The sequence below is a fragment of the Roseateles sp. P5_D6 genome (assembly GCF_054049415.1).
In genome coordinates this window covers 410,403-434,234 of the sequence record NZ_JBFUMK010000001.1, presented here as the reverse complement: position 1 = coordinate 434,234, position 23,832 = coordinate 410,403, and the positions used below count along the sequence as shown (strand labels likewise).

Below are 23,832 nucleotides of genomic sequence, written 5' to 3'. Positions count from 1 at the left end.
GCGCCGCAACGGCGCGGCAACGGCCGCGTTCTACCGTGGCGGCACCGCATCTCGGAGCACGCCATGAAACTGATCGCATTCCCGATGGCCGGCCTGCCGGCCGGCAGCGCCCAGACCGACAACGGCATCGACTGGACCGTGGCTGCGGTCGTGCCTGAACCGTGGCTGGTGGGCAGGCTGGCCCGGCGCCGGCTGACAACACGCAGGGCGCCGTTACTGATCAGATGCGCACGACTTGCCGCGGCGGCCTCATTGCTGACCCTGTCGCTTTCAGCGACGGCGGCCGGTGTCTTTGTGGAGGCGCTCCTGCTCACGCAAAGTGCCGACAACGTCATCACGACCGGCTCCTGCACACCCGGCAGCACCGCTTCTTTCGAGTGCGTGGGGTTCGGTCGGTTCATCGGGCTCGGCTCGCCAACGACAGACACCGGCACTGTGACCCATCTGCGTTCGGTATTCGACGCCGGCAACGTCTCGCAGGTGCCAAACTTCGTTATGAACGCCAGGGCACGCGCATTCGCATCCTTCGGCCAACTGCACGCGTCCACCTTCGTCCAGATTCAAGGTGCGGGCGGCAACGACGTCTCCATCGGTGGACGCGCCACGGCGCAGTTGACGGATCGCGTGACCATCAACTCGACCGTGCTGCCCGCCGGAACCCCCGTGTCGGTCAAGGTGTTGATGGACGTGAGCGGGCAAGGCGGCGGGCGGCTCTCCTTCGGCATCAACCAGTTCAATCAAAACGTGGACGTGTCGGACGATTTCGGCGGCGACGCGTTGAAGGACTACGAAACGACCTTCTCCGCCAAAGTGGGTGAAAAGGTCAGCGTCACCTATGGGCTCGTGGCCTTTACGCGAATGTTTTCCAACGGCTGGGGGCCAGGCGATGTGCTCAATGGGCGCAACAACAGTGCCGACTACGGCAACTCCGCCTACCTCTACATGGGCGGCCTGGACCCCGCGCTGGGCATCACGCTGCAAAGCGACAGCGGCTTCACCTACGCCGTGCCTTCAGCGGTGCCCGAACCGGTTGCGGCATGGCTGCTGCTGATCGGGCTGCCTGTGCTGGCGTGGCGGGCTCGCAAGCTGAACCGTCGCGTTTGAAGGGCGTGGCGCGGGGTGCCGGGCCGACAGGCACAAGTCAGGCACCCGTCAGGCACTTCATCCTTCTTCACCCGCTCGATACCAGCCGGCAGCCTGCCCGCCGCAGCATCCCTCGGCGGCCCAGCCTGCTTCGGGCCGTCACCAGAAGGGAGGCGTATGCAAAAGTCATTGATAGCGGCGGCTCGCATCGGCGGGGTTGTGGTTCTCGCTTTGCAGCTCTGCGTCGGCGCGTGCGCGGCGCCGCTGGAGGCCGGCATCCAGCGCAAGGTGCGCGAGGCGACCTTTGAAGTCGTCCTGCCCAAGCCGGCCCAGGAGTCCGTCACCTACGACAAGCCCTGGCAGGAGCTGATTCCCTACCAGCTGCGCTCCGACAAGTACGTGTCGATAGGGACTGCCTTCGCCATCGGCCCGAACCAGTACGCCACGGCGATGCACGTGCTGATCGCAGCGTTCGGCGACTCGCGCGGCGAGCCGATGTTGCGCGACGCGGACGGCAAGCTCTATCCGATCGCGCAGATCACCAAGGGCTCTATCGACCAGGACTTCGCGGTGTTCACGCTGGCCAAGCAGCCGGATCGTTCCGCCTTCCTGGAACTGAATGACAAGCCTGAGCTCAACGAGACGGTCTACGCCGTCGGCAACGCACTCGGCGAGGGCGTCGTCATGCGGGAAGGGAACTACACGTCGGACACGCCGGAAGACGAGAGCGGGCGCTGGAAGTGGATGCGGTTCTCCGCGCCGATATCGGGCGGCAACAGCGGCGGACCGCTGATCGACGCCAAGGGCAGCGTGATCGGTCTCGTGCGCGCCATGCGCACCTCCGAGAACACGCTGAACATTGCCGTTCCCGCCGCACTCGTAAAGAGCGCGCCAGACCACCTGGTGAGCGTGGATTCGCGCGCCGTCGCCGGCTTCGCCGTCTTCGACAAGACGCGGTCGGGACGATTCAAGACGGACATCACTGCGCCAAAGAGCTTCGCCGAGCTGTCGGTGGCCTATATGAAGGCGGCGGACGAGTTCAATACGGCGCAGCTGCGCGGGCTGCTCGCCGACAACGCGAACGAGACTTTCCCCCGCGGCAGCGGCAGCGAACGGCTGCTTCACGGCCTCTACGAGCGCAGCGCGCCCGCCATCGTCGTGCAGAACGGCAACGGCAACTGGATCTTCACTCAGCCGAGCTACACGCGGCTCGATCTTGGCCGCGAGGGCTGGCAGGACTCGGCCAACTTCAAGGGATACCTCGTGTTCCACCGGCACAAGCCGAACAACGTCAATCAGGCGAAGTGGTATTCGGACGCCCAGATGGCCAGGGAGGTGGTGCTCAAGGCGTCCCCGGCCACGATCCACATCAATGCCGAGAATGCCAAGATCGTTTCAATGGGCGCTCCGACCGAGGACACCCTCTTCACCGACTCCTGGGGCCGGGTCTGGCAAGTGCGCGCCTGGCACATCACCACCTGGTTCGGCAGCGACTGGCTGGTCGAATTCGACCTGCCCGTGCCCGACGGTACGGTCGGTTTCGAGAGCAGGGTCTCCACGCTGGGGCGCGATTTCCAGATCGAGCGGATGAAGCTGCTGACCGGCTTCTTCGCGGCGTCCTACGAAGGAAAGCTCTCGCAATGGGACCGCTTCCTGTCACAGCGGGCCCTGCTGCCCAAGCCGCTGGCGGCATCGGTGCTGCATATCGACTTTGGCCGCAGCTTCGCCTTCGACGATCGCCGCTTGGCTTTCAGCTACGGGCCCGAGTTGCAGAAGATCGATCAGGACGGCCGCCTGCGGCTGGACTTCGCATTCACCCGTGACGCCGCGGATGCCCAGTTGGGCATCGCAGGCATCGTGGCCTACAACGCCGACGAGAAGACCGAGATCGACGTCTTCCGCCATGGGACACCCGCAGAGGCCGGGAGCGAGGCCGCGAAGACGGAATGGCGCAAACGGCTTCATCACGCCCATCCCTACGACGGCGTTGCGCTGACCGCGAACGACCGGCAAATGATCAGCACGATCTATGGCGTTGCGGATGCCCAACCGGCCCCGGACGTCCTCTACACCTTCCAGTACCGGGCCGAGACCGGAACGCCGCAGGACCGGATGAAGGCCAAGCTCGACCTGCTGATGCAACAGGCGAAGGTCAACGAGCGCTGATCGGGCGGCGGTACGCTCGCCCGACCGAACCGCGACGGCACGATGGCCGCGAGGATGACGAGGGCGAGAAGGCGGAGGGCCGCTCGCACGGCGGGATGTGGTTGAGTTGATGAGATGCACAGCCCCCTGCTGCCTCGCTTGATCCAGCGCAAGGCCGCACCTACCTGTGCTGCCTAGCATGGCCCGAACCACAACGGAGACCCGCCATGCTGCTGCGCCTGCTTCTGCTCGCCGCGATCACCACGTCCACGCTGGCTCAGGGCGCACCCGCTCTGCCAGTTGTACAGGCTCAGCTGACCAGCCCGCCCTTCGTGCCGCCACCGACCGGGCGCAAGTCGCCGGCCAAGGTGATCGTCGAGCTGGAGGTCGTCGAGAAAGACATGCCCATCTCGGAGGGCGTCAGCTACACCTTCTGGACCTTTGGCGGCACCGTGCCGGGCAGCTTCATCCGCGTGCGCCAGGGCGACACGGTGGAGTTCCACCTGAAGAACCACCCGAGCAGCAAGATGCCCCACAACATCGACCTGCACGGCGTCACCGGCCCCGGCGGCGGTGCGGCATCCAGCTTCACGGCGCCGGGCCATGAATCGCAGTTCACCTTCAAGGCCCTCAACGAAGGCATCTACGTCTACCACTGCGCCACCGCGCCGGTGGGCATGCACGTGGCCAACGGCATGTACGGCCTCATCCTCGTCGAGCCGCCCCAAGGCCTGCCCAAGGTGGACCATGAGTTCTACGTCATGCAGGGCGACTTCTACACGACCGGCAAATACCGCGAGAAGGGCCAGCAGCCCTTCGACATGGAAAAGGCCATCGCCGAGCAGCCGACCTATGTGCTGTTCAACGGCGCCGAGGGCGCGCTGACCGGTGACAAGGCGATCAAGGCCAAGGTGGGCGAGAGCGTGCGCCTGTTCGTCGGCAACGGCGGCCCCAACCTGGTGTCGAGCTTTCACGTCATCGGCGCCATCTTCGACAACGTGCGCTTCGAGGGCGGCACGCTGGCGCAGAAAAACGTGCAGACGACGCTGATCCCCGCCGGCGGCGCGGCCATCGTCGACTTCAAGGCCAAGGTGCCAGGCAGCTATGTGATGGTCGACCACTCCATCTTCCGCGCCTTCAACAAGGGCGCGCTGGCCATCCTGAAGATCGACGGTCCCGAGGACAAGAGCATCTATTCCGGCAAGGAGGTCGACTCGGTCTACCTGGGTGACCGCGCCGCGCCCAACCTCGGCGCCGTGACCACCGCCACCGCGGCCGCCGCGGGCGGCACCTTGACGGCCAAGGACCAGATCGCCGCCGGCCAGGCGCTGTTCGCCGGCACCTGCTCGGTCTGCCACCAGGCCAACGGCGCCGGGCTGCCGGGCGTGTTCCCGCCGCTGGCCAAGTCCGACTGGCTGGGACAGGACGCCAAGCGGGCCGTCGGCGTCGTGCTGCACGGCCTGTCGGGCAAGGTCAAGGTCAACGGCAAGGACTACGACTCGGTCATGCCGCCGATGAACCAGCTCAACGACGACGAGGTCGCCAACATCCTGACCTATGTGCTGAACAGCTGGGGCAATGCAGGCGGCAGCGTCTCGGCCGACGAGGTCAGGAAGCAGCGCGCCGCCAAGCCCGCCACCACCAACCAGGCAGCGCACTGATGGCCCTGGCCAGCGCGTTGTTGGGCCTGGCCGGCGCGGCCTATGTGGCCCTGCCGGCCGGCACGCTCAACAGCGTGCTGGCGCGCGACACCGACCGCGAGCCGACGCGCGTCGCGGCCTTCCAGATGCGCGAGACGCCCGTCACGCGTAGCGAGTTCGGCCACTTTCTGTCCACCCACACCGAATGGCAGGCCAGCCGCGCGCCTGAGGCCTTCGCCGGTGCCGGCTATCTGCGCCATTGGGCCGAAGTCAGCGCCGAGGCCGGCGGTGATGACACCCCCGTCACCGAGGTCAGCTGGTTCGCCGCCCAGGCCTATTGCGAGTCCGAGGGCGGCCGACTGCCGACCTGGTACGAATGGGAATACGCCGCCGCGGCCGACGCCACGCGCACCGATGCTCGCGGCGACCCGGCCTGGCTGGCGCGCATCCTGGGCTGGTATGCCCGCCCGGCCAACCGCGCGCTGCCAGCGGTGGGAGGCGCGGCAAACGTCTACGGCGTGCGCGACCTGCACGGCGTGGCCTGGGAATGGGTGGATGACTTCAACGCCCTGCTCGTCAACGCCGACAGCCGCAGCGCCAGTGACCCGGACCGGCTGAAGTTCTGTGGCGCCGGTGCCATCGACCTGCAGGACCGCCAGAACTACGCCGTGCTGATGCGCGTGGCGCTGCTCTCTTCTCTCAGCGCGGCCGACAGCACCGGCAGCCTGGGCTTTCGATGTGCTCGCGAGGTAAAGCCATGAAACGATTTCTGATCTGGGCCTGGCTGTCGCTGGCCGGCGCGGCCATGGCCGCCCTGCCCGGCGATTCGGTCTACCAGCTGGATGCCAGGCTGACCAACCAACAGGGCCAGGTGATCCGCCTGGATGGCGGACGCGGCCAGCCGGTGCTGGTCAGCATGTTCTACACCTCCTGCCAGTTCGTCTGCCCGATGCTGATCGACGCGGCGCGCGACACCGAGGCGGCGCTGACCGAGGCCGAGCGCCGGCGCGTGAAGGTGCTGCTGATCAGCTTCGACCCGGCGCGCGACACGCCGGCCAAGCTGGAAGCCATGGCCAAGGAGCGTGGGCTGGACGCCTCGCAATGGACGTTGGCCCGCACCGACCCGGCCACGGTGCGCAAGATCGCCGCGCTGCTGAAGTTCCAGTACCGCGCCCTGCCCGACGGAGAGTTCAATCACAGCGCCGAGCTCATCCTGCTCGACGGCGAAGGCCGCATCACGGCGCGCACCTCCATGCTGGCCGGCGCGGATGCAAACATGGTCAACGCGATCCGCAAGCAGGTGGCGGCGCGCCAGCCCTGACCGTCAACGGCGGCGCGTCGACACCACGAAGCGAACCAGCCGGCGCTGCGCGTCCGCCGTAACGCCAAAGGACAGCGTGCCCCACTCCCGCTCGTACACCAGATAGACCGGCACGCTGCCAGGACGAAAGCGCGGCGACGGGATCTCGGTCTTGAAGTCGAGCCCGTAGTGCGTGCCGATGGCGGTCCCGTCGATGCCGCCATCCTCGCGCAGCGTTGCACTGAGGAAGACGGCGCCGTCGCCAATGTCGGCGTCGGGCATGCGCAGGTCGATCGCTTCATACGCCCCGCCCTTGCCTGCAGCCGGCGCCCAGGCCTCAATGGCGGCTGTGTCGGCATCCGGGTCCCGCACCAGGGTGACGCCGAGGAGGCTTGAGACCTTGGCGGGATCCAGCGCTGGCTCGGCCACCAACTGGTCAATCATTGCGAAGAGGGTCAGGTCGCTCATGGGCTGGCGCTCCGAAAGGGGTGCGGGCTTCAAAGATCAGGGGAAGAGGGTCACGCCGCTCAAGTCAGCGTAGTCGAGCTGCTTGGCCGGCTCGGACGCATGGGCACTGTTCCAGGTGTCGATATGGCCGCGGCCATAGTAGGTCTTGTAGTCTTCATGGGTCGTGCTGGTGATGAGGTCGCCAAACTCCTTGGCCATCTCCTGGCGCGCCGTGGCCTCGTCGATGTCGCCTTTTTCCAGCTTGTCGTAGATGGCCATGAACTTGCCGGAGGCGTCGGCCGGCACCTCGCTCACCACGCCCTCGGCCGCATGCTCCTTGGCGGCCCGGCAGGCCACGAGCTGGGCTTCGCCTTCGTCGATGAAGTCCACCTCGGTGGCCTTGCGCACATATTCCAGCCCGTCCGCCACGCTGTTCAGCGTGGGCTTGGGCGGCGGCGTGAACAGCGCGTGGCCGGTCTCGTGCGCCAGCCCACCCAGGGCCTCGTCGAGCGGGTCGCTGGGGTCGATGGCGATGGTCTTGTTGACCTTGTCGCAGTAGCTACCCCCGCCCGGCTCGTTGAGCTTGATGACCCATTTGTCCTGCTGCAGCTTGACGATATTGGTCTTGAGCGTGGGCGACTGGGCCAGCTTCTCGTTGATCCCCTTGAGCCCCTTCTTGATGGTCTTGCTGCCCTTGGGAACTTTCTCCAGCGGCGTTTCGGCGAGCTGGTTGGTCTTGTCGACCACGGTCTGGGCCAACTTCTTCAGCTCGCTGTCCGACATCGGCTTGTCGGTCTTGCCGAGCTGGTTCTTCAGCGCCTGGTCGAGGATGCGCTTTTGCTCGTCGTTGAGCTTGGCCGAGCCCTTGAGCTGCTTCAGCTCGGTGCCCGTCGAGCCGAACTTTGCGGTGCCGCTGTCGACATTGGCCTTGCGCGCTACCGCCCTGGCGCAGTCGGCCACGGCAGTCTTGAATTCCGGCAAGGCCTTGATGGCGTCGACATAGGCCGTGATGGTCTTGGGGTCGGCGGGCAGCTTGGCCTTGGCCTGGGTGACCGCATCGAATGCGGCCGTCAATCCGCTCGGTGCCGTGGCCGGCAGGGCCTTGAGCGCCTTGTCGATCTCCGCCTTGGTGTCGTCGTATTTCTTTTTCAGCTGCTGCATGGCCTTGGTCTCGGCCTTGAGGTAGTCAGCCACCTTACTGCCCAGCACGTCCAGGGCCTTGGCAGCCCGGACATAGTCCTGCAGGTTCTTGGGGTCAGCCACCAGTCCATTGCGGGCGCTCTGCACGGCGGCATGCGCTGATTCCACGCCGGGCGGTGCCGCACCGGGCACCTTGGCCAGATCGCCCTGCTCGAGCTTGAGCTTGGCGGCGTCGTACTTGCCCTTGGCCGTGACCACCGGGTCGCCCTTCGTGGGCTTCGCATCGACCGACTCCAGCACCTCGCGCACGGCGGTCCGGGCGCCTCCTCGCTTGGGCAACTGGTCGGGCGGCGTGGACATGGGGAGCGCTCCTTCGGGGCGTCAAGGCCGCAGGGCCTCCGGCGGGATGGGGCGCGAGGATAGGAGCTCCCCGTAACAACGGTCAAGCCAGGACGCCGGCATCACGCAGGAGTTCCAACGGCGATGCCGGGCGTCAGCAGGCGCTCCAGCAACTGCCGCACGCTGGTGATCTGGCTGCCGAAGGGCAGCCCGCCACGGCCGCGGAAGAACAGACCCTTGTTGACCTCGCCCCGCAATGCCGACCCCAGGCGCTGGTCAATGCAGAACTGGCCCCAGCCCTTGAGGCCGTCGCGCAGGCCGCACTGGCTCAAGCAGTCGAAGGCCATCGTGCAGCGCTGCTTGAGCTGGGCCACGGCCTGCAGCCTTTCCTCGGCCTTCAGGTATTTGCGAAGCCACGGCGTCATCACCGCGCGGGCGGGCAGGCCGGCCACGCTGGTGAACTCGACCAGGTCCTCGTCACGCGCTTCCACCAGCACCTGCTTGAAGCTGGGGTGGGCGTCGCACTCCTCGGTGGCGACGAAGGCCGTGCCGAGCTGGGCCGCGTCGGCGCCCAGGGACTGCAGGCGCTGGATGTCCTCGCAGCAGCGCACGCCGCCGGCGGCGATCAGCGGCACCTGGCCCTCCACGCCAGCGTCGCGGATCAGCTGGCGCACCGCAGGCAGCACGGTCTCGAAGTCGAAGCGCGCGTCGCCCAGGTCGGCCACGCGCGCCGCGCCCAGGTGGCCGGCGGCATGGCCCGGGTGCTCGATGATGATGGCGCTGGGGATGCGCTGGCGCCGCTCCCATTTGCGCCACAGCAGCGCCACGCCGCGCGCGTCGCTGAGGATGGGCACGAGGGCCGTGTTGGGGTGGTCCTGGGCCAGCTCGGGCAGGTCCAGCGGCAGGCCGGCACCCACCACCAGCGCGTCCACGCCCTCCTGCAGCGCGGTGCGCACCGAGGCCGCGTAGTCGCTCACCGCGCGCATCACGTTGACGGCCAGCACGCCGCGGCCGCCGGCAATCTCGCGGGCCTGGCGGATCTCGCGCGCCAGCGCCTCCTGGTTGGCCTGCTGGATGACGGTCTTCTTGTTCTCGTCGCTATCGCGCATGCCTTCGCTGCGGGCCATCAGGTCGGGGTGGTGGCGGCGCAGGTCCACCGAGGCGATGGTGCCCCAGGCGCCCTGGGCGGCGACGCTGCCGGCCAGCCGGTGGGCCGAGATGCCCACACCCATGCCGCCCTGCACGATGGGCAGCAACTGTCGGCCGCGGATCAGCAGGGGTTTCAGGCTGGCCATGGCCATGCGGTCGAGAAGCGAAGGAGTGGTCATGGCGTGGGCGGATGAAAGGCGGAAGGGGCGATGCTGGGCGCAAGCGCCCCGCACCACTTTGATCTGGTGCAAGGTCAGGTGGATTCGTCAACCGCCCAGCACATGCATGTCCGCACGCTCGGGCTGTAGCAGGCGCAGCTTGTCGCGCTGCTCGGAGTAGGCGTCGCCGCGCTGCGCCCAGATGCCGGCCAGGTGCTCCCGCAGCTCCGTCTCGCCGCCCTGGGAAGCGCGCAGCAGCGGGCGCAGATCGTGGCCCTGGGGTGCGAACAGGCAGGTGAAGAGGCGGCCGTCCGCCGTCAGCCGGGCGCGCGTGCAGTCGCCGCAGAAGGCATGGCTGACGCTGCTGATGAAGCCGATCTCGCCCGCGCCGTCGGCGTAGCGCCAGCGCTGCGCCGTCTCGCCGCCACGGGTGGCGGGCAGCGGCAGCAGCGGCCAGCGCGCGGCGATGCGCGCACGCAGTTCGTCGCTGGGCAGCACCTCGTCCATCTTCCAGCCGTTGTGGCAACCGGCGTCCATGAACTCGATGAAGCGCAGCACCATCCCTGCGCCAAAGTTCTCGCGGAAGTGCTCGGCCAGCGGCAGCGCTTCGCCGTCGTTGACGCCACGGCGCATCACCATGTTGACCTTGATGCGCTCGAAGCCCGCGCGCTGCGCCGCCTCCAGCCCGCGCAGCACCTCGGCCACGGGGAAGCCGACGTCGTTCATGCGCTGGAAGACGGCGTCATCCAGCGCATCGAGGCTCACTGTGAGGCGGTTCAGGCCGGCGTCGCGCAGCGCAGCGGCCTGGCCGGCCAGCAGGCTGCCGTTGGTCGTCAGCGCCAGGTCGGGCGGCGTGCCGTCCAGCGTGCGCAGCGCGGCCAGCTGGCGCACGAGCGTGGCCAGGTCGCGGCGCAGCAGCGGCTCGCCGCCGGTCAGGCGCAGCGTGCGCACGCCCAGGGCCAGGGCCTGGCGGGCGACTTGGGCGATCTCCTCGAAGTTCAGCAGCTGCGACTGCGGCAGGAAGCGGTGGCCGGGGCCGAAGCGGCTGCGCGGCATGCAGTAGCTGCAGCGGAAATTGCAGCGGTCGGTCAGCGAGATGCGCAGGTCGCGCCAGGGACGCTGGCGGCGGTCGCGCAGCGTGCCGTCCAGCGGTGCCAGCGAGGCGATCACACGGGGCATCCAAAGCAAAGGGGCTGTCCTTGCGTCCATGCCGGCATTCTGGGCAGCGGCCCCGGCCCGGCCCATCCGGCCGTGGCAGGACGAGGGCACCGGCGACCTACTCCTTTTGGGCGATGGCCGCCTCGTCCGCACGCCGCGCACACCGCGGCGGCAGCGCGTTACGGTGTCGACCATGAACATCGAGCATTTCAACGACCTGCTGGCCATGGCCCGTGCCCAGCCCGAGCCGCAACGGCTGCTGATGGTTTTCACCACGGCCGAGTGCGAACCCGACGCGACGCCCGAGCAGCGGGCCGCCCATGCCGCCGGCGAGGGCGGCGTGCTGCGCCCGCTGATGTGCGTGGACAAGGACCCGGCCGAGCTGCAGGACTTTGCGACCCTGGCCGCCGAGGCGCGCCACGCCGGGCCGGCCTGGCAACTGATGTTCACCGCTGCCCTGGCCGGCCGCACGACCACCAGCGAGATCCAGCGCATGCTGGAGCTGTTGACCAAGCGCGTGGAGACCGGTGAGTTCGGCGGGCTGCTGTCGTTCAACCCGACTGGCGAGACCGTGTTTATCGGCTAAACGATGGGGACGCCGCTGGCGTCCATCCCGTCTTCCTCGCTGCTCAGCAGGTAGGGCCCGGTGCCGGCGTTGTCGGCGCGCGAGGCGGGCACGAAGGCGCCAACGGCCACGTCGAACACGTGCACCTCGCCGTCCTCGATGACGTAGTGCCAGCCGTGCAGCGTCAGCGACCGCGCCTCGACGCGCTCGCGCACCATCGGGTAGTCCATCAGCCGCTCCAGCTGCAGCACGATGGCGCGCTGCTCGGTGCGGCGCATCACCTCGGGGCCGGGCTCGGCCACCGGCAACGCGGCCTCGCGGCCCAGGTCCAGCCAGCGGGCGAGGTTCTGCGCGGCCGGCGCCACCTCGCCGTACAGCGCCCGGATGGCGCCGCAGTGGCTGTGGCCGCAGACGATGATGCGGTGCACCTGCAGGTTCAGCACCGCGTACTCGATGGCCGCCGCCGTGCCGTGGAAGCCCTGGCTCTGGTCGTACGGCGGCACAAAGGCGCCGACGTTGCGAACGAGAAAAAGCTCGCCCGGGCCGGCGCCGGTCAGCAGATAGGGCACGAGGCGCGAATCCGAGCAGCCGATGAAGAGTGTCAGCGGATGCTGGCCGTCGTCGACGAGATGCCGGAACAGCGAGCGCTGCTGCGGGAAGGCATCGGTCTGGAAGCGGCGCAGGCGTTCGAGCAGCTCGTCGGGCATCACTGCACCAATGGTGAACTCGCTTGCTGAAGCTCGACACCTTCCAGTCGCGCGTCCGCGGCCAGTGTCTGCAGGTACTGGCGCAGCGCGCTGATCTGATGCAGCTGGCGCATGCGCTGGGCCACGGCCTCGCGCACCTGCTCGAAGGCCGGCAGCCGCCCCGGCTCGCGTGCGTCGATGGCGGCGATGTGCAGTCCGAAGCGGCTGTGCAGCAGCTGCGGCAACACGCCGATCTCGCTGCGGCCGAACAGCTCCTTGGCGAACTCGGGCGCGCAGTCGTTCGCCGTCAGCCAGCCCAGCCGCCCGCCCTCGGCGCCACTCGGGCAGTTGGACAGCATCTTCGCCGCTTCGTCAAAAGCGGCCACGTCGCTGGCGCGCAGCTGGATCAGACGCCCTTCCGCGCGCTGGCGCAGCAGGCCCACGTCCACGCCGGGCGTGACGGCGAACAGGATGTGGCGCACCTGCACGCGCTCGCCCTGCGCGTAGTGCCTGGCGTTGGCCTCGTAGTGGCGCAGGCAGGCCGTCTCGTCCGGCTCGGGGCCGGCCAGCTCCCGGGCAATCAGCGCCTCGATGGCCTGGCTGGCCGCCTCGCTCAGCGCTCCCTCGCGCGGCGCGGGGTCGTCGGCTGCGAGCAGGCCCAGCTCGATGGCGCGCTGGCGCAGCAGCTCGGTGCAGGCGCGCTGGCGCAGCGCGGCCTCGTCCAGCGCCTCTTCGACGGCGGCGATTTCGATGTGGTTGACGTAAGCCATGGCCTGCCTCACTTCGGGAGATTCAGGCGACGCGAGCGCACAACCTGATACGGACGGAAGACGTAGAAAACCGAGGCCAGCCCGCTCCACACATGCACGAGGCGGCTGAACGGGAACAGCAGGAAGATCGTCATGCCCAGCACCATGTGGACCTTGTAGGGCCAGGCCAGGGCCACGAGGCCACTCGCGTCGGGGTTGAAGGTGACGATGCGCTGCGCCCAGTCGCTCAGCACCAGCATGACCGTGCCGTCGGCGTGCGCCAGCGAGAACGGCAGCGTGATGAGGCCCAAGCTGAGCTGCACCCACAGGATCCACAGGATGGCGAGGTCCGTGCGATGGCTGGTGAGGCGGATGCGCGGGTCGGTCATGCGGCGCCAGATCAGCATCGATAGGCCGATGAAGCAGAACGTGCCCGCCACGCCGCCGGCCACGATGGCCAGCATCTGCTTAGTTGCAGGGCTGATGAAGTGCTCGTAGACGGCATGAGGCGTCAGCATGCCTACCGTGTGGCCAACGAACAGAAACAGGATGCCGGCGTGGAAGAGGTTGCTGCCCCATTTCATGCCCCGGCTGCGCAGCAGCTGCGAGCTGTCGCTCTTCCAGGTGTACTGATCACGGTCGAAGCGGGCCAGGCTGCCCATCAGGAAGACGGCCAGGCAGATGTAGGGGTAGACGACGAACAGGAAGTTGTGGACGGCGTTCATGCCTGGGCTCCCGGTTGATGCGCACTGGGCTTGCGCACGATGTGGATGGGCTGCGGCTGCTCGGGCCGCGACTGGCCGGCCGACGAGCAGCCGCCGAAGGCCTCGGGCTCGGCCCAGTCTTCGTCGAGCTCGGGCTCGGGCGGAATCTCGACGCGCTCGGCGCGCTCGCCCGCCAACTCCAGCGCGGCGGCCAGCACGCTGGCATAGGGGCTCTGGCGACGCTTCAACGCGCTGAAGATGGACCGCGTGATGTGAGCGATCTCGGCGAGGAAGTCGTGTGCCTCGCGGGCCGGCTGCGTGCTGGCGTACTCCAGCACCACGGCCAGGTGGTCGGGCAGCTCGCCGGGCGCGAGGTACAGGCCCGCACGCTCGTAGGTCTGCTGCAGGTCGACCATGGCCGGGCCACGCTCGCGCGAGTCGCCGTGGATGTGCTCGAACAGGTGCAGGGCCGTGCCGCGGCCGCGGTCGAAGAGGTCGACGAAGTCGGCTTCCACGGCGAAGGGGTCGTCGCGATGAAGATGCTGCAGCAGCGCGCACAGCTCGTCGATGCGAGCCGCCGGCAGCGCGGCCTCGGCGCGCAGGGCCTGCTGCAGCTCGGGCACGGCGGCACGCAAGGCCGCATCCGGGTAGCGCAGCAGCGCGGCGAGCACGCGCAGGCTGTAGGGGGCGTGGGTGGGTTTGGTGAACATGGCGGCCCTCAGATCGTTGCCTTGATGGGGATGGTTCGCTTCTTCTCCGAGCCGAAGAGGCTCGTTTCCGTCACGCCCTCGGAGCAGCCGTTGCCGAAGCTGAAGCCGCAGCCGCCGCGCACGTTGAAGGCGTTCTCGGCGTACTCGCGGTGCGTCGTCGGGATGACGAAGCGGTCCTCGTAGTTGGCGATGGCCATCACGCGGTACATGTCCTGCACCTGGGCTTCGGAGAGGCCGGCCTGATCGAGCACGGCCAGGTTCTTCACGCCGTCCACGTGCACGCCGCGCTGGTAGGCGCGCATGGCCAGCATGCGCTCCAGCGCGCCGACGACGGGCACGGTGTCGCCCGCGGTCAGCAGGTTGGCGAGGTACTGCACGGGGATGCGCAACTGCTTCACGTCGGGCAGCTCGCCCACCTCGCCCAGCTGGCCGGCGTTGGCCGCCGCGCTGATGGGCGACAGCGGCGGCACGTACCAGACCATGGGCAGCGTGCGGTACTCGGGGTGCAGCGGCAGCGCCACCTTCCAGTCCACGGCCATCTTGTAGACCGGGCTGTTGCGCGCCGCTTCCAGCCAGTTCTCCGGGATGCCGTCAGCCCGCGCCTGCTTGATGACGGCGGGGTCGAAGGGGTCCAGGAAGAGGTCGAGCTGGGCCTGGTAGAGGTCCTTGTCGTTGGGCGTGGCGGCGGCCTCGAGAATGCGGTCGGCGTCGTACAGCAGCACGCCGAGATACCGGATGCGGCCAACGCAGGTTTCGGAGCAGACGGTGGGCTGGCCCGCTTCGATGCGCGGGTAGCAGAAGATGCACTTCTCGGCCTTGCCGCTCTTCCAGTTGTAGTAGATCTTCTTGTAGGGGCAGCCCGACACGCACATGCGCCAGCCGCGGCACTTGTCCTGGTCGATCAGCACGATGCCGTCTTCCTCGCGCTTGTAGATCGAGCCCGACGGGCAGCTCGCCACGCACGCCGGGTTCAGGCAGTGCTCGCACAGCCGCGGCAGGTACATCATGAAGGTGTTCTCGAACTGGCCGTAGATGTCCTTCTGGATGTCGTCGAAGTTCTTGTCCTTGCTGCGCTTGCTGAACTCGCCGCCGAGGATCTCCTCCCAGTTCGGGCCCCACTCGATCTTCTCCATGCGCTGGCCGGTGATGAGGCTGCGCGGGCGGGCCGTGGGCGCATGCTTCATCTCGGGGGCCGACTGCAGGTGGTCGTAGTCGAAGGTGAAGGGTTCGTAGTAGTCGTCGATCTCCGGCAGGTTGGGGTTGGCGAAGATCTTCATCAGCAGCTTCCACTTGCCGCCCTGGCGCGGCTCCAGCTTGCCGTCGGGCTTGCGGATCCAGCCACCGTTCCACTTGTCCTGGTTCTCCCACTCCTTGGGATAGCCGATGCCGGGCTTGGTCTCCACGTTGTTGAACCAGGCGTACTCGACGCCGGGGCGGCTGGTCCAGACGTTCTTGCAGGTCACCGAGCAGGTGTGGCAGCCGATGCACTTGTCCAGGTTCAGGACCATGCCGATCTGTGCGCGAATCTTCATTGCGTGCTCCTCGGGTTCTCAGGGGTTTTCGCCTTGGGCCTGGTAGGCCGCGGCGAGGTGGTCGTCACGCGGGGTGTCGAGCCAGTCCACCTTTTTCATCTTGCGCACCACGACGAACTCGTCGCGGTTGGTGCCAATGGTTCCGTAGTAGTTGAAGCCGTAGCTGTACTGGGCGTAGCCGCCGATCATGTGGGTGGGCTTGGTGACGATGCGCGTCACCGAGTTGTGGATGCCCCCACGCACGCCGGTGATCTCGCTGCCGGGCGTGTTGATGATCTTTTCCTGCGCGTGGTACATCAGCGTCATGCCGGGGTTCACGCGCTGGCTCACCACCGCACGGGCCGCGATGGCGCCGTTGATGTTGAACAGCTCCACCCAGTCGTTGTCTTCGATGCCGGCGCTTTTCGCGTCGTCCTCGCTAAGCCAGATGACGGGACCGCCGCGGTTGAGCGTCAGCATCAGCAGGTTGTCGCTGTAGGTGCTGTGGATGCCCCACTTCTGGTGCGGCGTGATGAAGTTCAGCACGATCTCGCGGTTGCCGTTGGGCTTGATGTTCTGGATGCCGGCCGTCGTCTTCAGGTCCACCGGCGGGCGGTAGCTGCTGAAGCCCTCGCCGAAGGCGCGCATCCAGGCGTGGTCCTGGTAGAACTGCTGGCGGCCGGTCAGCGTGCGCCATGGAATCAGTTCATGCACGTTGGTGTAGCCGGCGTTGTAGGAGACCTTCTCGCTCTCCAGCCCGCTCCAGGTCGGTGAGCTGATGATCTTGCGCGGCTGCGCCTGAATGTCGCGGTAGCGGATCTTCTCATCCTCGCGGTGCAGGGCCAGGTGCACGTGCTCGCGGCCGGTGGCCCGGCCCTGGGCTTCCCAGGCCTTCACCGCGACGTGGCCGTTGGTCTCGGGCGCGAGTTGCAGGATGACCTCGCAGGCGTCGATGTCGCTGACGATGCGGGCGCGGCCTTCGGCGTTCACGCCGTTGAGCTCGGCGAGCTGGGCCACCTCCGTCTTGGTGTCCCAGCCAATGCCCTTGCCGCCGTTGCCCAGCTTCTCCATCAGCGGGCCGAGCGCCGTGAAGCGCTCAAACGTGGCCGGGTAGTCGCGCTCGACGACGGCGATGGTGGGCGCCGTCTTGCCGGGGATGAGGTCGCACTCGCCCTTCTTCCAGTCCTTCACGCCGAAGGGCTGGGCGAGCTCGGCCGGCGTGTCGTGCATCAGCGGCGACAGGACGACTTCCTTCTCCACGCCCAGGTGGCCGATGCAGACCTTGCTGAAGGCTTTGGCGAAACCCTTGTAGATCTCCCAGTCACTGCGCGACTGCCAGACCGGGTCCACGGCCGCGGACAGCGGGTGGATGAAGGGGTGCATGTCGCTGGTGTTGAGGTCGTTCTTCTCGTACCAGCTGGCGGTGGGCAGCACGATGTCGCTGTACAGGCAGGTCGTGCTCATGCGGAAGTCCAGCGTCACGAGCAGGTCCAGCTTGCCCTGCGGCGCTTGGGCATGCCAGCGCACTTCGTTGGGCTTGGCGTCGTCCACGCCGAGGTCCTTGCCCTGCACGCCGTTCTCGGTGCCGAGCAGGTGCTTGCAGAAATACTCGTGGCCCTTGCCGCTGGAGCCCAGCAGGTTGGAGCGCCAGACGAACATGTTGCGCGGCCAGTTCTGCGGCGCGTCGGGGTCTTCGCAGCTCATCTGCAGCGAGCCGTCGCGCAGGCCGCGCACGACGTAGTCCTTGGGCTCCATGCCGGCGGCAGCGGCATCCTTCACCACCTGCATCGGGTTGGTCTTGAGCTGCGGCGCGCTGGGCAGCCAGCCCATGCGCTCGGCGCGCACATTGCAGTCGATCAGGCTGCCGGCGAACTCGGCACGCTCGGCCTCGGTCGCCAGTGGTGACAGCACCTCGTCCACGTTCAGCTTCTCGTAGCGCCACTGGTCGGTGTGGGCGTAGAAGAAGCTGGTGCTGTTCATCTGGCGCGGCGGCCGGATCCAGTCCAGCGCGAAGGCCAGCGCCGTCCAGCCGGTCTGCGGGCGCAGCTTCTCCTGGCCGACGTAATGCGCCCAGCCGCCACCGCTCTGGCCGATGCAGCCGCACATCATCAGGAGGTTGATGACACCGCGGTAGTTCATGTCGCAGTGGTACCAGTGGTTCATCGCGGCGCCGATGATGATCATCGACTTGCCCTTGGTCTTGTGCGCGTTCTCGGCGAACTCGCGCCCCACGCGGATGACCTGCGCGCGCGGCACCCCGGTGATGGCTTCCTGCCAGGCGGGCGTGTAGGGGGCGTTGTCGTCGTAGCTCGCGGCACCCGAGCCGAAGCCGCGGTCGATGCCGTACTGGGCGGCCTGCAGGTCGAAGACGGTGGCGACAAGCACCTCGCCGTCCTGCGTCTTCAGCGTGGTGGCCGGCACGCGGGCGCAGTGGCTGACGCCGTCCTGCTGCGGGTTGGGCGTGAAGTGCTCGCTGGCGCTGCCGGCGAAATAGGGGAAGGCAACGTCGACGATGTCGTGCGCCTGCTCGCCGTCCTCGACGAGGGAGAGCTTGAGCTTGACGTCACCGCCACCCTCGGCTTCCCTGGCTTCGAGGTTCCACTTGCCGGTGTCGTCGCGCCCTTCCGCACCCCAGCGGAAGCCGATGGAGCCGTGGGGCAGCACCAGGCGGCCGGCGGCGTCGTAGGCCAGCGTCTTCCACTCCGGGTTGTTGCTCTGGCCCATCTGGCCGGCCAGGTCGCTGGCGCGCAGGTAGCGGCCGGGCACGCGGGTCTTGCGGCCGTCGGGCAGGGTCTGCTCTTCCAGCATGACGAGCAGCGGCAGGTCGGTGTAGCGACGCGCGTAGTCGTCGAAATAGGGGCTGCGCTCCTTGAAATAGAACTCGTTGAGAGCGACGTGGCCCATGGCCATGGCCAGTGCCGCGTCGGTTCCCTGCTTGGGGTGCAGCCACAGGTCGGCCAGCTTGGCGACCTCGGAGTAGTCGGGCGTCACCGCCACCGTCTTGGCGCCCTTGTAGCGCACCTCGGTGAAGAAGTGGGCGTCCGGCGTGCGCGTCTGCGGCACGTTGCTGCCCCAGGCAATGATGTAGTTGCTGTTGTACCAATCGGCCGATTCGGGCACGTCGGTCTGCTCGCCCCAGACCTGCGGGCTGGCCGGCGGCAGGTCGCAGTACCAGTCGTAGAAGCTCATGCAGACGCCGCCGATCAGGCTCAGGTAGCGGCTGCCGGCCGCATAGCTCACCATGCTCATCGCCGGAATGGGCGAGAAGCCGATGACGCGGTCCGGGCCGTGCTGCTTGATCGTGTAGACATTGGCCGCGGCGATCAGCTCGTTGACCTCGTCCCAGGTGGAGCGCACGAAGCCGCCCATGCCGCGCAGCTGCTGGTAGTCGCGCCGCGCGCTCTCGTCGCTCTGGATCAGCGCCCAGGCATCGACCGGGCTCTTCGAGACCGCCAGCGCCTCGCGCCAGCGCTTGAGCAGGCGGCCGCGCACCATCGGGTACTTCACGCGGTTGGCGCTGTAGAGATACCAGCTGTAGCTCGCGCCCCGCGCGCAGCCGCGCGGCTCGTGGTTGGGCAGCTCGGGGCGGGTGCGCGGGTAGTCGGTCTGCTGGGTCTCCCAGGTGACGATGCCGCCCTTGACGTAGATCTTCCATGAGCAGGAGCCGGTGCAGTTCACGCCGTGCGTGCTGCGCACGATCTTGTCGTGCGCCCAGCGGTTGCGGTAGGCGTCCTCCCAGGTGCGGTCCTCGCCGGTGCTCACGCCGTGGCCACCGGCGAAGACCTCCTTGGGCAGCTGGAAGGCGGTCAGTCGATCCAGGAAATGGGACATTGATTTCTCCGTTAGCAGGACAGGGGAGCGTGGCGCCGGCCGTAGAACCACCAGCAGATGGCCATGCAGCTCAGGTAGAACGCCAGGAAGCAATAGAGCGCGGCCTCGGGGCCGCCGGCCAGCGTGATCGCGCTGCCAAAACTCTTGGGAATGAAGAAGCCGCCGTAGGCACCGACGGCTGAGCACAGGCCGAGTGCCGCGGCGCCCTGGGCCTGCGCTTCGGGCAATGGGCGCTGGCTCTGCTGTGCCTCGCGCACGAAGCCCAGCGGCACCATGCGGAAGGTGCTGCCGTTGGCGATGCCGGCGGCGACAAAGAGCAGCAGGAAGCTGGCGCCGAACAGCCAAGCGCCGCCTTCCATGCCGAGGCTGGCCAGCACACCGACGACGCCCAGCGCCAGCCCGCCGAAGCAGGCCAGGCTGACGCGCGCGCCGCCGAAGTCGTCGGCCACCCAGCCGCCCAGCGGCCGCGCCAGCGCGCCCAGCAACGGACCCAGCCACACCAGGTGCTGCGCGCCCTCGAAGCCGGGGAACTGGCTGCGCAACAGCAGCGGGCCGGCCGCCGCGAAGCCGATGAAGCTGCCGAAGCTGCCCAGGTAGAGCCAGCTCATCAGCCAGCTGTGGCGGTGCGTGAAGAGCTGGGCCTGCTCGGCCATGCCGACGCCGGCCGAGGGCAGGTCGTCCATGCCGAACCAGGCCGCCATGCTGGCGAGCGCGATCAGCGGCAACCACACCAGGCCGGCATTGGCCAGCCACAGGCCGCCCGATTGAGCTGGCAGGCCGAAGAGATCCAGCGTAATGACCACCGGCACGGCCCATTGCACCAGGCCGACGCCCAGGTGGGCGAAGCCGGCGCCCAGGCCCAGCGCCCTGCCCTGCTCGCGCACCGGAAAGCAGGCGCTGATGTGGGCCATGCCGCTGGCGAAATTGGCGCCGCCCAGGCCGCACAGCAGGGACAGCACCACCATCCATTCGTAGGGCGTGGCAGGGTCCTGCACCGCCAGCGCGATACCGCCGGCGGGCAGCAACAGGCTGGCCGTGGACAAGGCCGTCCAGCGGCGCCCGCCGACCCAGCGCACCGCGAAGCCGTAGAAGATGCGCAAAGTGGCGCCGCACAGAGCCGGCAGCGCGCTCAGCCAGAACAGCTGGTTGGTGCTGTAGCGAAAACCCGCCGCCGGCAGGTGCACGACGAGCACCGACCACAGCATCCACACCGCGAACGACAGCGCCAGCGCGGGAACGGCGATCCACAGGTTGCGCAGCGCCACCGCCCGGCCATGGCCGGTCCAGAAATCCGGGTCTTCCGGATTCCAGCGCAGTGGAAGTGAGAGGGTCTTTGGCACGATGGTCATGCTCCGCGGCGGGGGCTTCTCTGCCCATCCACCGCCGGTCGGGTAGGACCGGCGCGGAAGGAGGAGGTGGGAGGCGGCAGGCATCGTTCTTTCGGAGGAGGCGCGCGCGCCGGGCCTGAAAAGCAAGAAGGCCCGAAGGCGATGCCTTCGGGCCTTCGTGAGCAGTCTTGGGCTCGCCTCAGGGGTTCTTGACCTCCGCGCCACGGCGCAGATAGAACCACCAGTTCAGCACCAGGCAGACGGCATAGAAGGCCGCGAAGCCGTAGAAGGCGAACTGCGGCGTGCCGGCCTTGATCTGCTCGCCGATCAGCACCGGCGCGACGAAGGCGCCATAGGCCGCGACGGCCGACGTCCAGCCGAGCACGGGGCCGGCCTGGGTTCGGTCGAAGATGACGCCCACCGAGCGGAAGGTGGAGCCATTGCCCACGCCGCTGGCCGCGAACAGCAGCACCATCAGGCCCATGAAGGCCGGGAAGAACTGCTCCGGCGTGGCCGAGCCATAGGCCTGCTGCATGACATAGCCGACCGCGGCGGACGCGAACACCATGACCGCAGAGATGACCTGCGTGACGATGGAGCCGCCGACCTTGTCCGAGATCCAGCCGCCGACGGGCCGCACCGCGGCGCCGATGAAGGGGCCGATCCAGGCATAGGTCAGTGCAGATGGGGCGTTCGGGTTCTTCAGCGTGTGCGCGAGCACACCGGCAGCGTCAGGCACATGCTGGAAGCCGAAGATCACCGTGATCGCCAGTGGCAGAGCCATGGAGAAGCCGATGAAGCTGCCGAAGGTGACGACGTACAGCGCCGTCAGGCTCCAGGTGTGCTTGTTGCGGAAGATGGCGAACTGCTTGGCCACGTTCTCCTTCATCGCGCCGAAGGCAGCCAGGCGCATGACGAGCAGCGCCGCAATGATGTCCAGCGGGATGGCCACCCACATGCTGAGCAGGCCCAGGCCCGTCGGCGCCGGCAGGTATAGATAGAGCATGCCGATGGTCGGCAGGAATGCGAGCGAGTACAGGTAGGTGATCTTCAGGAAGGCAACCACCGGATGACCCGCGTTGGGCGTCACCGTCTTCAGGTTGTTCATGCCGAACCAGCACAGGATGGACAGCGGCACCAGCGACAGCAGCCAGGCGAAGCCGGCGTTCTGGATCCAGGTCTGCGTGCCGGCCGGGATCTTGCCGAAGATCCAGCCGCTGGCCTTCACCAGCGTCATCGGGTCGCCGCTCAGACCGAAAAAGCTGACCGTCATGACCAGCGGAATGACGACCTGCATCGTCGTCACGCCGAAGTTCCCGAGGCCCGCGTTCAGGCCCAGCGCCGTGCCCTGCAGGCGCTTGGGGAAGAAGGTGTTGATGTTGGACATCGATGACGCAAAGTTGCCGCCGCCCACGCCCGACCACAGCGCCATCAGCTGGAAGGCCCACAGCGGCCAGTCCTTGTGCTGCAAGGCCATGCCGGTGCCGATGGCCGGCGCCAGCAGCATGGCCGTGGTGAGGAAGATGGTGTTGCGCCCGCCGGCCATGCGGATCAGGAAAGAGGCCGGGATGCGCATCGTCGCGCCCGAAATGCCGGCGATGGCCGTCAGCGTGAAGAGCTCGGCCTGGGTGAAGGGGAAGCCCAGGTTGAGCATCTGCACGGCGATGATGCCCCACATGCCCCAGACGGCGAAGCCGCACAGCAGGGCCGGGATGGAGATCCACAGGTTGCGGTAGGCGATGCGCTTGCCGGTGCTTTCCCAGAAGGCGTCGTCCTCGGGGCGCCAGTCCGCGATGTCGTTCTTGCTCATGATGCGGGTCCTTTCGGCGCTCAGCCGGCGAGGTGGAATTCGGGCGCGTTGCGGCCCATGACTTCGGTGCGGCGCACCTCGGTCCAGTACATCCAGATCAGCGAGACCCAGACGACGCCGTACATCAACATGAAGGCGCTGGAGCGGATGCCGGTCAGGTCCAGCAGCGCGCCGAACAGGATGGGCAGCACGAAGCCGCCCAAGCCGCCGGCCAGGCCGACGATGCCGCTGATGGCGCCGATGTTGCCGGGGTAGTCGTCGCTGATGTACTTGAAGACCGAGGCCTTGCCAAAGGCCCAGGCCACGCCCAGCACGGCCATCAGCGCGGTGAAGGTGTAGACGTTAAGGCCGATGTGGAAGGTCTTGGCGCCGGCCAGCGTCACGATGGTGAAGTCGGTCTGCGGGTAGCTCAGCAGGAACAGGCAGATCCAGCTCACCCACAGCACCCACCAGGTGACCTTGTGGGCGCCGTACTTGTCCGACAGCAGGCCGCCGATGGCGCGCAGCACGCCGCCGGGCAGGCTGAAGCAGGCCGCCAGCAGCGCGGCCACGCGGATATCCAGGCTGAACTCGCCGACGTAGTACTGCACCATCCACAGCGCCAGCGCCACATAGCCGCCAAACACGATGCTGTAGTACTGGCAGTACTTCAGCACACGCGGGTCCTTCAGCGCCTTCAGCTGCTCGCGAAAGCTGACGTTGCTGGTGACGAGGTGGGCCGGGTTGCTGCTGCTGAACAGCCAGAACAGCACGACGGTGCCGGCCATGATGGCCGCATAGACCTGGGGCACCATGGCCCAGCCGAAGCCGACCAGCAGCACCGGGGCGATGAACTTGTTGACCGCCGAGCCGGAGTTGCCGGCACCGTAGACGCCCATGGCCATGCCCTGGCGGCTCTTGGGGAACCAGCGCGCGACGTAGGGCGTGCCCACCGAGAAGGAGCCGCCCGCCAGGCCGACGAAGAGCCCGATGACGAGGAAATGCCAGTACTGCGTCGCGTAGGCCATCAGCCAGATGGCCGGCACGGTGGCGAGCATCAGCAGCGTGAGCACGATGCGGCCGCCATAACGGTCCGTCCAGATGCCCAGCGGCACGCGCACGAGAGAGCCGGTCAGCACCGGCATGGCCGTCAGCAGGCCGAATTCGGTGGCGTTGAGGCCGAGCTGCTTCTTGATGGGGATGCCGATGACGCCGAACATCATCCAGACCATGAAGCAGACGGTGAAGGCCAAGGTGCTGACGATCAGCACCGACCAGGCCTTGCGGTCGACAGGGGGCGCAGTCATGCGGTTTCCTCCTCAGTGAACATGAGGAGACTGTCCCGCGCAGCCTGCGCGCCGCACATTCACCAGAGGGGCAGCGGGGCACCGCCCGCAGGG

19 protein-coding genes are annotated in these 23,832 nt (G+C 67.7%); 6 read left to right on the top strand and 13 right to left on the bottom strand.

Features of this window, described 5'->3' with window-relative positions:
* The first annotated feature begins 63 nt into the window (after positions 1-63).
* From ACXJKM_RS01885 to ACXJKM_RS01865, 5 genes are all read left to right on the top strand, one after another.
* Positions 64-1,104: a hypothetical protein gene (locus ACXJKM_RS01885; protein ID WP_457349878.1), complete on the top strand. Its 1,041-nt coding sequence runs from the start codon at positions 64-66 to the stop codon at positions 1,102-1,104.
* 210 nt (positions 1,105-1,314) lie between these two features.
* Complete coding sequence (locus tag ACXJKM_RS01880) at positions 1,315-3,249, top strand: S1 family peptidase (protein ID WP_457349876.1); 1,935 nt, start codon at positions 1,315-1,317, stop codon at positions 3,247-3,249.
* Positions 3,250-3,455: 206 nt separating this feature from the next.
* Entirely contained in the window at positions 3,456-4,889 is a 1,434-nt protein-coding gene (gene nirK, locus ACXJKM_RS01875; protein WP_457349874.1) for a copper-containing nitrite reductase, read from the top strand.
* Positions 4,889-5,629 (top strand): formylglycine-generating enzyme family protein, encoded by a 741-nt coding sequence (locus ACXJKM_RS01870; protein ID WP_457321488.1) that lies wholly within the window; start codon positions 4,889-4,891, stop codon positions 5,627-5,629. The genes nirK and ACXJKM_RS01870 overlap by 1 nt, the downstream gene beginning before the upstream one ends.
* Complete coding sequence (locus ACXJKM_RS01865) at positions 5,626-6,189, top strand: SCO family protein (RefSeq protein WP_457321489.1); 564 nt, start codon at positions 5,626-5,628, stop codon at positions 6,187-6,189. Before ACXJKM_RS01870 ends, ACXJKM_RS01865 begins: the two co-directional genes overlap by 4 nt.
* Before the next feature lie 3 nt (positions 6,190-6,192).
* Here the strand turns inward: ACXJKM_RS01865 and ACXJKM_RS01860 are convergent, their stop codons facing one another.
* The 4 genes from ACXJKM_RS01860 to moaA form a co-directional block, all read right to left on the bottom strand.
* On the bottom strand, positions 6,193-6,636 hold the full coding sequence (locus ACXJKM_RS01860; protein WP_457349872.1) for a hypothetical protein: 444 nt from the start codon (positions 6,634-6,636) through the stop codon (positions 6,193-6,195).
* Between the two features lie 36 nt (positions 6,637-6,672).
* Complete coding sequence (locus ACXJKM_RS01855; RefSeq protein WP_457349870.1) at positions 6,673-8,115, bottom strand: hypothetical protein; 1,443 nt, start codon at positions 8,113-8,115, stop codon at positions 6,673-6,675.
* A gap of 101 nt (positions 8,116-8,216) precedes the next feature.
* A complete protein-coding gene (locus ACXJKM_RS01850; RefSeq protein ID WP_457349868.1) occupies positions 8,217-9,422 on the bottom strand; it encodes an NAD(P)H-dependent flavin oxidoreductase in 1,206 nt (401 codons plus the stop codon).
* An 87-nt stretch (positions 9,423-9,509) separates the two neighbouring features.
* Positions 9,510-10,580: a GTP 3',8-cyclase MoaA gene (gene moaA, locus ACXJKM_RS01845; RefSeq protein WP_457349929.1), complete on the bottom strand. Its 1,071-nt coding sequence runs from the start codon at positions 10,578-10,580 to the stop codon at positions 9,510-9,512.
* 172 nt (positions 10,581-10,752) lie between these two features.
* Here moaA and ACXJKM_RS01840 point away from each other — a divergent pair, with 172 nt between their 5' ends.
* On the top strand, positions 10,753-11,145 hold the full coding sequence (locus tag ACXJKM_RS01840; RefSeq protein ID WP_056197871.1) for a hypothetical protein: 393 nt from the start codon (positions 10,753-10,755) through the stop codon (positions 11,143-11,145).
* Here the strand turns inward: ACXJKM_RS01840 and ACXJKM_RS01835 are convergent.
* The 9 genes from ACXJKM_RS01835 to ACXJKM_RS01795 all read right to left on the bottom strand — a co-directional run bounded on the left by ACXJKM_RS01835 (position 11,142) and on the right by ACXJKM_RS01795 (position 23,739).
* Positions 11,142-11,831, bottom strand: coding sequence for a carbonic anhydrase (locus tag ACXJKM_RS01835; RefSeq protein ID WP_056197873.1), 690 nt, complete (start codon positions 11,829-11,831; stop codon positions 11,142-11,144). The genes ACXJKM_RS01840 and ACXJKM_RS01835 overlap by 4 nt on opposite strands.
* On the bottom strand, positions 11,831-12,580 hold the full coding sequence (locus ACXJKM_RS01830) for a peptidylprolyl isomerase (protein WP_457349866.1): 750 nt from the start codon (positions 12,578-12,580) through the stop codon (positions 11,831-11,833). Before ACXJKM_RS01830 ends, ACXJKM_RS01835 begins: the two co-directional genes overlap by 1 nt.
* Before the next feature lie 8 nt (positions 12,581-12,588).
* A complete protein-coding gene (narI, locus tag ACXJKM_RS01825; protein ID WP_056197877.1) occupies positions 12,589-13,284 on the bottom strand; it encodes a respiratory nitrate reductase subunit gamma in 696 nt (231 codons plus the stop codon).
* The gene (gene narJ / locus ACXJKM_RS01820; RefSeq protein ID WP_056197879.1) at positions 13,281-13,973 is read right to left on the bottom strand and encodes a nitrate reductase molybdenum cofactor assembly chaperone; all 693 of its coding nucleotides are present in this window, start codon (positions 13,971-13,973) and stop codon (positions 13,281-13,283) included. Before narJ ends, narI begins: the two co-directional genes overlap by 4 nt.
* A gap of 8 nt (positions 13,974-13,981) precedes the next feature.
* On the bottom strand, positions 13,982-15,505 hold the full coding sequence (gene narH / locus ACXJKM_RS01815) for a nitrate reductase subunit beta (RefSeq protein ID WP_056197881.1): 1,524 nt from the start codon (positions 15,503-15,505) through the stop codon (positions 13,982-13,984).
* 18 nt (positions 15,506-15,523) lie between these two features.
* On the bottom strand, positions 15,524-19,315 hold the full coding sequence (locus ACXJKM_RS01810) for a nitrate reductase subunit alpha (RefSeq protein WP_457349864.1): 3,792 nt from the start codon (positions 19,313-19,315) through the stop codon (positions 15,524-15,526).
* A gap of 11 nt (positions 19,316-19,326) precedes the next feature.
* Positions 19,327-20,664: an MFS transporter gene (locus tag ACXJKM_RS01805; protein WP_457349862.1), complete on the bottom strand. Its 1,338-nt coding sequence runs from the start codon at positions 20,662-20,664 to the stop codon at positions 19,327-19,329.
* Positions 20,665-20,842: 178 nt separating this feature from the next.
* Positions 20,843-22,453, bottom strand: a complete 1,611-nt coding sequence (locus ACXJKM_RS01800; RefSeq protein WP_457349860.1) for an MFS transporter — start codon at positions 22,451-22,453, stop codon at positions 20,843-20,845.
* A 20-nt stretch (positions 22,454-22,473) separates the two neighbouring features.
* Positions 22,474-23,739, bottom strand: a complete 1,266-nt coding sequence (locus ACXJKM_RS01795) for an MFS transporter (protein ID WP_457323009.1) — start codon at positions 23,737-23,739, stop codon at positions 22,474-22,476.
* Positions 23,740-23,832: the final 93 nt, after the last annotated feature.

Bases quoted from the DNA above. Each gene is read 5' to 3' on its own strand.
- ACXJKM_RS01810 (WP_457349864.1), bottom strand. From the start codon at position 19,315: ATGTCCCATTTCCTGGATCGACTGACCGCCTTCCAGCTGCCCAAGGAG.
- ACXJKM_RS01835 (WP_056197873.1), bottom strand. From the start codon at position 11,831: ATGCCCGACGAGCTGCTCGAACGCCTGCGCCGCTTCCAGACCGATGCC.
- narH (WP_056197881.1), bottom strand. From the start codon at position 15,505: ATGAAGATTCGCGCACAGATCGGCATGGTCCTGAACCTGGACAAGTGC.
- ACXJKM_RS01805 (WP_457349862.1), bottom strand. From the start codon at position 20,664: ATGACCATCGTGCCAAAGACCCTCTCACTTCCACTGCGCTGGAATCCG.
- ACXJKM_RS01795 (WP_457323009.1), bottom strand. From the start codon at position 23,739: ATGACTGCGCCCCCTGTCGACCGCAAGGCCTGGTCGGTGCTGATCGTC.
- narJ (WP_056197879.1), bottom strand. From the start codon at position 13,973: ATGTTCACCAAACCCACCCACGCCCCCTACAGCCTGCGCGTGCTCGCC.
- ACXJKM_RS01830 (WP_457349866.1), bottom strand. From the start codon at position 12,580: ATGGCTTACGTCAACCACATCGAAATCGCCGCCGTCGAAGAGGCGCTG.
- nirK (WP_457349874.1), top strand. From the start codon at position 3,456: ATGCTGCTGCGCCTGCTTCTGCTCGCCGCGATCACCACGTCCACGCTG.
- ACXJKM_RS01865 (WP_457321489.1), top strand. From the start codon at position 5,626: ATGAAACGATTTCTGATCTGGGCCTGGCTGTCGCTGGCCGGCGCGGCC.
- narI (WP_056197877.1), bottom strand. From the start codon at position 13,284: ATGAACGCCGTCCACAACTTCCTGTTCGTCGTCTACCCCTACATCTGC.
- moaA (WP_457349929.1), bottom strand. From the start codon at position 10,580: ATGCCCCGTGTGATCGCCTCGCTGGCACCGCTGGACGGCACGCTGCGC.
- ACXJKM_RS01800 (WP_457349860.1), bottom strand. From the start codon at position 22,453: ATGAGCAAGAACGACATCGCGGACTGGCGCCCCGAGGACGACGCCTTC.
- ACXJKM_RS01885 (WP_457349878.1), top strand. From the start codon at position 64: ATGAAACTGATCGCATTCCCGATGGCCGGCCTGCCGGCCGGCAGCGCC.
- ACXJKM_RS01850 (WP_457349868.1), bottom strand. From the start codon at position 9,422: ATGACCACTCCTTCGCTTCTCGACCGCATGGCCATGGCCAGCCTGAAA.
- ACXJKM_RS01860 (WP_457349872.1), bottom strand. From the start codon at position 6,636: ATGAGCGACCTGACCCTCTTCGCAATGATTGACCAGTTGGTGGCCGAG.
- ACXJKM_RS01840 (WP_056197871.1), top strand. From the start codon at position 10,753: ATGAACATCGAGCATTTCAACGACCTGCTGGCCATGGCCCGTGCCCAG.
- ACXJKM_RS01870 (WP_457321488.1), top strand. From the start codon at position 4,889: ATGGCCCTGGCCAGCGCGTTGTTGGGCCTGGCCGGCGCGGCCTATGTG.
- ACXJKM_RS01855 (WP_457349870.1), bottom strand. From the start codon at position 8,115: ATGTCCACGCCGCCCGACCAGTTGCCCAAGCGAGGAGGCGCCCGGACC.